Source organism: Paenisporosarcina sp. TG-14 (assembly GCF_000297555.1).
In the GTDB taxonomy this organism is placed as follows: domain Bacteria; phylum Bacillota; class Bacilli; order Bacillales_A; family Planococcaceae; genus Paenisporosarcina; species Paenisporosarcina antarctica.
In genome coordinates this window covers 21,935-28,759 of the sequence record NZ_AMGD01000059.1, presented here as the reverse complement: position 1 = coordinate 28,759, position 6,825 = coordinate 21,935, and the positions used below count along the sequence as shown (strand labels likewise).

Here is a 6,825-nt window from a genome sequence, read left to right as displayed (position 1 = left end):
CATCTGGAACGGAAAGCAACGGGGTACTTGAAAAACTACATAATAATAGAATGCCGTAAAAAAGTAGTTTACTGACTTTCTGGACAGTCCCGCGACAAATAAATAAATCAATTATAGCCGACTAAAATTCTTCACCAACGTCATTTGACAAAGAACCCTGTTTACTCCTGTTCAACACGATTTTATTCCCGTACGCCCAATTTCTCCCACAAAAAATCACGAAGTGGGAATGAAAATTTGTTTGACTTTCGTTCTCGTAATCCATTGCAAACAAGTTTGCGATTTCTGCTATATAACAAAGGCTCTAACGCTTCTAATTTTCTTATGCGAATTCTTCTAACATATTAAAACCAATTATTTCATGTTGACATCCAAATATAGTTTTGTTAATTTAAGAAGTGCGCTTTAGCGCGTTAGCAAACTAAAGGGGATTAAATGTATGAATGCAGTAATTATTGCCGTTTTGATCATGTTAGTCTTGAGCCTACTTCGGGTCAATGTGGTCTTTGCATTATTGATTGGAGCACTGGCAGGCGGATTGAGTGGTGGCTTATCATTTATGGAGACGCTCACTTCATTTACAGATGGCCTTGGTGCAGGAGCTACAATCGCACTTAGTTACGCCATGCTTGGAGGATTCGCGGTGGCAATTTCTAGAACCGGAATTCCACAGCTTCTAGTAAAAGGCATTTTGAAGATTGTTAATAAGGATGGAGAAGCCACGAGAGGGAATTTGGCGAAAGCATTGATCGTCTTTACACTTCTTGCGATGGCAATCTTCTCGCAAAATCTTATTCCAATTCATATAGCGTTTATACCGCTACTCATTCCGCCGATTCTTCACATTTTAAATGAATTGAAAATCGATCGCAGGTTAATTGCAGCAGTGTTGACATTTGGTTTAACGGCTCCATATATTTTACTGCCTTATGGATTTGGATTGATTTTTCATGAAATTATTGGTGTGCAAATGGAACTCGCAGGTTTAGCGATAAATATTGAGGATATTCCAAAAGCGATGGTCATTCCAGTTGCTGGACTGCTAGTTGGTTTGGTAATCGCAGTTTTCGTTTCCTACCGAAATCCACGTGAATATCAGAATAAAATTAGTAGTATAGAAGAAACTCAACGAAAAACGGCTTCAAAAAAAGATGTTTTAGTAACCATCGTCGCTCTATTGGCAGCCTTATACGCTCAAATTCAAACAGAATCAATGATTATTGGAGCGCTAGCGGGAATCTTGGTCCTCTATGTATCTGGAACGATGAAGTGGCGTGAAGCGGACGAAGTATTAACAGAAGGCATGCGTATGATGGCATTTATAGGATTTGTCATGATTACTGCAAATGGCTTTGCTTCCGTTATACAAGAGACTGGAGAAATAGGCTCGCTTGTAGGGAGTGTTTCATCGGTATTAGGTGAAAACAAAGCACTAGCGGCAGCGCTCATGCTTGTAATAGGATTACTAATTACAATTGGAATTGGTTCTTCATTTGCAACGATTCCAATAATAGCTGCTATATTCGTTCCTTTAGCTATGGAGTTTGGGTTTAGTACACTAGCAATCATTGCATTAATAGGAACGGCTGGTGCACTTGGAGATGCGGGATCACCAGCATCAGACAGTACACTTGGTCCAACTGCAGGTTTAAACGCAGATGGTCAACACAATCATATATGGGATACATGTGTACCGACGTTTGTACATTACAACATTCCGTTAATGGTATTCGGTTGGATTGCTGTTATGGTGTTATAGAGAGTAAGAACTTAATGTTCGGACTATTCCTTTTGCTATTGAAAGTAAATAAAATTCGGTATACAATAAGTAAGCATGAAAAAAGAGTTCAGCAAAACACTTGCAATAACCTTTTTCTATATGTATAATGTTGAATGTTGGTCTTTGACTGCTATGATGCGAGAGGTTACCGACACACCCGGCCGCTTTGCCATGGCGGGATGTTGGAAAATTTTCGTTGAGAATGTCTAGTAAATAGGCGAAAAGGAGGAAAAATAATGGCAAAACAAAAAATTCGTATCCGTTTGAAAGCGTATGATCACAGAATTTTAGATCAATCTGCTGAGAAAATTGTGGAAACTGCAAAGCGTTCAGGTGCAAGTGTATCAGGTCCGATTCCACTTCCAACTGAGAAGTCGGTGTACACAGTTCTTCGTGCGGTTCACAAGTACAAAGATTCTCGTGAACAATTCGAAATGCGTACGCATAAACGTTTAATCGATATCGTTAACCCAACACCACAAACTGTTGACTCGTTAATGAAGCTTGACTTACCATCTGGCGTTGATATTGAAATCAAACTTTAATGGTAAACAATAAATAGTAATGAACAAACAATTTTGCAGGAGGTGTGACAAATGACTAAAGGAATCTTAGGTAGAAAAATTGGCATGACGCAAGTATTTGCTGAAAACGGTGACTTAATACCTGTAACTGTAATTGAAGCTTCACCAAACATAGTGCTTCAAAAAAAATCAGTTGAAACAGATGGCTACGAATCAATCCAGTTAGGTTTTGAAGATAAGCGTGAAAAGCTTTCTAACAAACCAGCAAAAGGACATGTAGCGAAAGCGGGCACAACGCCTAAGCGCTTCATTCGTGAATTCCGCAGCTTGAATATAGCTGAGTACGAAGTTGGTCAGGAAGTCAAGGTTGAAAGTTTCACAGAGGGCGATATAGTAGACGTTTCTGGCGTGACAAAAGGTAAAGGTTTCCAAGGTGTTATTAAACGCCACAACCAATCTCGCGGACCTATGGCCCACGGATCTCGTTACCACCGTCGTCCAGGTTCAATGGGACCTGTAGCTCCAAACCGTGTATTTAAACAAAAGAAATTACCTGGTCAAATGGGTGGCTCGATGATCACGATCCAAAACTTAGAAATCGTAAAAGTTGATGCTGATCGTAACTTGCTACTTGTTAAAGGTAATGTTCCTGGTTCTCGTAAAGCATTAGTAGTAGTTAAATCAGCTATTAAAGCTAACTAATTTAAAGAGAAAGGAGGAAACAGGAATGCCAAAGGTATCTTTACTTAGCCAAACAGGTTCATCTGTTGGTGAAATCGAATTAAATGATGCGGTTTTCGGAATCGCTCCAAACAACAATGTATTATTTGATGCAGTAACCTCTCAACGAGCTTCACTACGTCAAGGTAATCATAAAGTTAAAAACCGTTCTGAAGTTGCTGGTGGTGGTCGTAAGCCATGGAAACAAAAAGGAACAGGTCGTGCACGTCAAGGTTCAATTCGTTCTCCACAATGGCGTGGTGGTGGTGTTGTTTTCGGTCCAGTTCCACGTAGCTACAGCTACAAATTACCGAAAAAAGTTCGTCGCTTAGCTCTTCGTTCTGCTCTTTCTGCGAAAGTGTTAGAAGAGAACTTCATCGTTCTTGAAAGCTTAGTGTTCGCTGCACCAAAAACAAAAGATTTCTTGAAAGTGTTGAAAGACCTTTCAATCGCGAAAAAAGCTTTGTTCGTTACAGCTGACCTTGATGAAAGCGTAGCATTATCTGCTCGTAACATCCCAGGTATATCAGTAGTAACAGCAACAGGCATTAATGTTCTTGACTTGCTTGGACATGACAAAATTGTTGTGACAAAAGCTGCAGTTGAAAAAATCGAGGAGGTGCTAGGATAATGGAAGCACGTGATATTATTAAACGTCCGGTCATTACCGAGCGTTCTTCTGAAGTAATGGAAGAGAAAAAGTACACTTTCTTAGTGGACACTCGCGCCAATAAAACTCAAGTTAAACACGCAATCGAAGAGATCTTTGGAGTAGATGTTGAGAAAGTAAACATCATGAACTACAAAGGGAAATTCAAACGCGTTGGTAAATTTGGTGGATATACTAACAAACGTCGTAAAGCGATTGTTAAGTTAACTGCTGAAAGTAAAGACATCGAATTATTCGAGGTTTAATAAATAAAGCACTAAAATTGAACTAATAAGAAGGAGGGAATAAACATGGCGATTAAAAAGTATAAACCTACCTCCAACGGTCGACGTAACATGACATCTTCTGATTTCGCTGAAATCACAACGAACAAGCCTGTCAAATCGTTGCTTGAGCCTGTCAAACGTAAAGGCGGTCGTAATAACCAAGGTAAGTTAACTGTTCGTCATCAAGGTGGCGGTCATAAGCGTCAATACCGTGTCATCGATTTCAAACGAGTTAAAGATGGCATTCCAGGACGCGTTGCTACTATTGAGTACGATCCAAACCGCTCTGCAAACATCGCATTGATTAACTACTTAGATGGTGAAAGATGTTATATTCTTGCAGCAAAAGGCTTAGAAGTTGGCATGACTATCATGTCAGGTCCTGAAGTTGATATTAAAGTAGGTAATGCATTACCATTACAAAACATTCCTATGGGTTCTACAATCCATAACATCGAAATGAAACCTGGTAAAGGTGGACAATTAGTACGTTCTGCTGGTACTTCTGCACAAGTTCTTGGTAAAGAAGACAAGTACGTAATTATTCGTCTACAATCTGGTGAAGTTCGCATGATCTTGGGAACTTGCCGCGCTACAATTGGTCAAGTTGGTAATGAACAACACGAATTAATCAACATAGGTAAAGCAGGTCGTAATCGCTGGTTAGGTAAACGCCCAACTGTACGTGGATCTGTAATGAACCCGAACGATCATCCACACGGTGGTGGTGAAGGTAAAGCTCCAATCGGACGTAAGTCACCAATGACTCCTTGGGGTAAACCTACTCTTGGTTACAAGACTCGTAAAAAGAAAAACAGATCAGACAAATTTATCGTACGTCGTAGTAATAGTAAAAAATAATGTTATTCTTCTACGGTTCCAACAGAGAGCCGTAGCGAGATTACTGTGGGAGGTACCAAAATGGGTCGAAGCTTGAAAAAAGGACCATTTGTTGATGACCATCTAATGAAGAAGGTTGACGCACAAAAGGATTCTGAGAAAAAACAAGTGATCAAAACTTGGTCTCGCCGTTCTACAATTTTCCCAACTTTTATCGGATTGACGATTGCAGTATATGATGGACGTAAACACGTTCCTGTATATGTAACCGAAGATATGGTAGGACACAAATTGGGCGAATTCGCACCAACACGTGCGTATAGAGGCCATGGCAACGATGATAAGAAAACAAAACGCTAATTTGAGAGGAGGATATCCTAATGCAAGCTAAAGCTATTCTTAGAACAGTGCGTATTGCCCCTCGTAAAGTGAGATTAGTCGTTGATTTAATCAGAGGCAAGCAAATCGGTGAAGCGGTTGCTATTTTGCGCCTTACTCCTAAGGCGTCATCGCCTGTAGTAGAAAAGGTTTTAAAATCTGCTGTTGCGAACGCTGAGCACAACTATGAGCTAGATGTTAATAAACTAGTTATTTCTGAAGTTTTTGTTGATGAAGGTCCAACATTAAAACGTTTCCGACCACGTGCAATGGGTCGTGCAAGCGCAATTAACAAACGCACAAGCCACATTACGATCGTGGTATCTGAGAAGAAGGAGGGATAACTAGTGGGTCAAAAAATTAATCCAATAGGACTACGAATAGGTATTATTCGTGACTGGGAGTCAAAATGGTACGCTGAAAAAGACTATGCAACTCTTCTTCATGAAGACTTAAGAATTCGTAAATACATCGAAACACGTTTAAAAGAAGCTTCTGTTTCTAAAGTGGAAATCGAACGTGCTGCAAACCGTGTAAACATTTCAATTCACACTGCTAAACCAGGTATGGTTATTGGTAAAGGTGGTACTGAAGTGGAAGCACTTCGTAAATACCTTAATGCTACTACTGGCAAGCGTGTTCACATCAACATTATTGAAATTAAACGTCCGGATTTAGATGCGAAATTAGTTGCGGAAAACATTGCTCGTCAATTAGAAAACCGCGTATCTTTCCGTCGTGCACAAAAACAATCATTACAACGCACTATGCGTTCTGGCGCTAAAGGTATTAAAACTCAAGTATCTGGACGTCTAGGCGGCGCAGACATTGCGCGTGCTGAGCATTATAGTGAAGGTACTGTACCACTTCATACTTTACGTGCTGATATTGACTATGCACATGCTGAAGCTGACACAACTTATGGTAAGCTTGGCGTTAAAGTATGGATCTATCGTGGTGAAGTCCTTCCAGTTAAGAAGAACTCTGAGGAAGGAGGCAAATAATATGTTAATGCCTAAACGCGTTAAATATCGTCGCGAACACCGTGGAAAAATGCGCGGAGAAGCGAAAGGCGGTAAAGAAGTAACTTTTGGTGAATATGGCTTACAAGCTCTTGAAGCTAGTTGGATTACTAACCGTCAAATCGAAGCTTCACGTATTGCAATGACACGTTATATGAAACGTGGCGGTAAAGTTTGGATTAAAATTTTCCCGCATAAACCTTATACGAAAAAGCCTCTTGAGGTTCGTATGGGATCTGGTAAAGGTTCTCCAGAAGGTTGGGTAGCTGTAGTGAAACCAGGAAAAATCTTGTTTGAAATCGCTGGTGTCTCTGAAGAAGTAGCACGCGAAGCTCTTAGATTAGCAAATCACAAGCTTCCTTTGAAGTGTAAAATTGTGAAACGTGAAGAAATTGGTGGTGAATCTAATGAAAGCTAATGAACTTCGTGAACTTACCACTGTAGAAATAGAACAAAAAGTGAAATCACTTAAAGAAGAGCTTTTCAACCTTCGCTTCCAATTAGCGACTGGTCAATTAGAGAATACAGCACGCATTCGTGAAGTACGTAAGGCGATTGCGCGTATGAAAACTGTGATTCATGAAAGAGAAATCAGTGCAAAAAACTGATAAAGGAGGTTTTCTAG

The 6,825-nt window shown here is 40.1% G+C and carries 11 protein-coding genes; all 11 read left to right on the top strand.

The window, feature by feature from the left end:
• Positions 1-439 precede the first annotated feature (439 nt).
• The 11 genes from C406_RS0115255 (at position 440) to rpmC (ending at position 6,808) form a co-directional block, all read left to right on the top strand.
• On the top strand, positions 440-1,759 hold the full coding sequence (locus C406_RS0115255) for a Na+/H+ antiporter family protein (RefSeq protein ID WP_017381522.1): 1,320 nt from the start codon (positions 440-442) through the stop codon (positions 1,757-1,759).
• Positions 1,760-2,016: 257 nt separating this feature from the next.
• Positions 2,017-2,325: a 30S ribosomal protein S10 gene (gene rpsJ, locus C406_RS0115250; protein WP_017381521.1), complete on the top strand. Its 309-nt coding sequence runs from the start codon at positions 2,017-2,019 to the stop codon at positions 2,323-2,325.
• Between the two features lie 51 nt (positions 2,326-2,376).
• Positions 2,377-3,006, top strand: a complete 630-nt coding sequence (gene rplC, locus C406_RS0115245) for a 50S ribosomal protein L3 (protein WP_017381520.1) — start codon at positions 2,377-2,379, stop codon at positions 3,004-3,006.
• A 25-nt stretch (positions 3,007-3,031) separates the two neighbouring features.
• Positions 3,032-3,655 (top strand): 50S ribosomal protein L4, encoded by a 624-nt coding sequence (rplD, locus tag C406_RS0115240; RefSeq protein WP_017381519.1) that lies wholly within the window; start codon positions 3,032-3,034, stop codon positions 3,653-3,655.
• Positions 3,655-3,939: a 50S ribosomal protein L23 gene (gene rplW, locus C406_RS0115235; RefSeq protein WP_017381518.1), complete on the top strand. Its 285-nt coding sequence runs from the start codon at positions 3,655-3,657 to the stop codon at positions 3,937-3,939. The genes rplD and rplW overlap by 1 nt, the downstream gene beginning before the upstream one ends.
• A 45-nt stretch (positions 3,940-3,984) precedes the next feature.
• The gene (rplB, locus tag C406_RS0115230) at positions 3,985-4,821 is read left to right on the top strand and encodes a 50S ribosomal protein L2 (protein ID WP_017381517.1); all 837 of its coding nucleotides are present in this window, start codon (positions 3,985-3,987) and stop codon (positions 4,819-4,821) included.
• Positions 4,822-4,881: 60 nt separating this feature from the next.
• Positions 4,882-5,160: a 30S ribosomal protein S19 gene (rpsS, locus tag C406_RS0115225; RefSeq protein ID WP_017381516.1), complete on the top strand. Its 279-nt coding sequence runs from the start codon at positions 4,882-4,884 to the stop codon at positions 5,158-5,160.
• Positions 5,161-5,180: 20 nt separating this feature from the next.
• Positions 5,181-5,522: a 50S ribosomal protein L22 gene (gene rplV, locus C406_RS0115220; RefSeq protein WP_017381515.1), complete on the top strand. Its 342-nt coding sequence runs from the start codon at positions 5,181-5,183 to the stop codon at positions 5,520-5,522.
• A gap of 3 nt (positions 5,523-5,525) precedes the next feature.
• Entirely contained in the window at positions 5,526-6,182 is a 657-nt protein-coding gene (gene rpsC, locus C406_RS0115215) for a 30S ribosomal protein S3 (RefSeq protein WP_017381514.1), read from the top strand.
• A gap of 1 nt (position 6,183) precedes the next feature.
• On the top strand, positions 6,184-6,618 hold the full coding sequence (gene rplP, locus C406_RS0115210; RefSeq protein ID WP_017381513.1) for a 50S ribosomal protein L16: 435 nt from the start codon (positions 6,184-6,186) through the stop codon (positions 6,616-6,618).
• On the top strand, positions 6,608-6,808 hold the full coding sequence (gene rpmC, locus C406_RS0115205; protein WP_017381512.1) for a 50S ribosomal protein L29: 201 nt from the start codon (positions 6,608-6,610) through the stop codon (positions 6,806-6,808). The genes rplP and rpmC overlap by 11 nt, the downstream gene beginning before the upstream one ends.
• The last annotated feature ends 17 nt before the right edge of the window (positions 6,809-6,825 follow it).